Raw genomic sequence first — 255 nt, 5'->3', positions numbered from 1 at the left:
ATTTTTCTACTGTTGTTTTGATTGGATCAATTCTGACAGCTTTCGGGAAGTGAATAAAATTATTTTTGATTTTACACTGTTGGTTAGTAAAAATAACTATCCCTAAGCCATCTTTTTTATCTTTATAGTTGGGCGGTTTGGGTCTGCCTGTGAAAACTCCAGGATTCTTTTTGAATTCTCGATTTGCGTTGAAAAAAGATTTCCAGTCATTTTCAATTACTCTTAAAATCTGTTGAGTGGTCTGAGCAGGTAATG

The 255-nt window shown here is 33.7% G+C and carries 1 protein-coding gene; it reads right to left on the bottom strand.

The features are described 5' to 3' along the window. Positions 1–255: hypothetical protein (locus tag HXW94_RS20665; RefSeq protein WP_218576845.1), on the bottom strand; the 255-nt coding region annotated here is incomplete at both ends.

Source organism: Desulfobacter latus, from assembly GCF_013389365.1.
In the GTDB taxonomy this organism is placed as follows: domain Bacteria; phylum Desulfobacterota; class Desulfobacteria; order Desulfobacterales; family Desulfobacteraceae; genus Desulfobacter; species Desulfobacter latus.
The sequence above is the reverse complement of the archived record's forward strand: the minus strand, read 5'-3'. Positions and strand labels throughout refer to the sequence as shown.